Origin of the sequence: Phormidium sp. CCY1219 (assembly GCF_035615515.1) — a bacterium.
Classification (GTDB): domain Bacteria; phylum Cyanobacteriota; class Cyanobacteriia; order Cyanobacteriales; family Laspinemataceae; genus CCY1219.
Genome location: NZ_JAJENT010000232.1, coordinates 1 through 455, shown reverse-complemented (window position 1 = coordinate 455; position 455 = coordinate 1). Strand labels below are relative to the sequence as shown.

Below are 455 nucleotides of genomic sequence, written 5' to 3'. Positions count from 1 at the left end.
TATGCACGTCAGAATAACGTCATGATTGTGGCCGCTGCTGGGAATGACGGTGGTGTGATGTCGGCGTTGGGTCAAGCCTCGCAAGAGTTTGACAACATTATGACTGTGGGTGCGGCGGAACAGTTTGACCCCGAAACGTCGGCTTGGAAAGGGGCAGACCGCACCAATTATTCCAGCTATGGTCAGGGTTTGGATATCACGGCTTATGGCGGAACGACGGAGAATCCCCAATTGTCCTTAGCTGGGGAAGGAACCAGTGGTATGGCCGGAACTTCTGTAGCCACGGCGAAGGTGACGGGGGCCGTGTCTCAGGTTTGGGCGGCCAATCCTGAGTTGAGTTATCGCCAGGTGGTTGAGATTATCCGCAACACGGCGACGGATTTGGGCAGTACGGGTCATGATGCTGAAACGGGCGCTGGCTTGCTGAATATGACGGCGGCGGTGCATTTGGCGAA

At 55.8% G+C, this 455-nt stretch carries 1 protein-coding gene; it reads left to right on the top strand.

Features of this window, described 5'->3' with window-relative positions:
- Nucleotides 1-21 precede the first annotated feature (21 nt).
- Nucleotides 22-455, top strand: a 434-nt coding sequence (locus tag LKK83_RS31925; protein WP_324629187.1) for a S8 family serine peptidase, incomplete at its 3' end; no start/stop codon positions are given.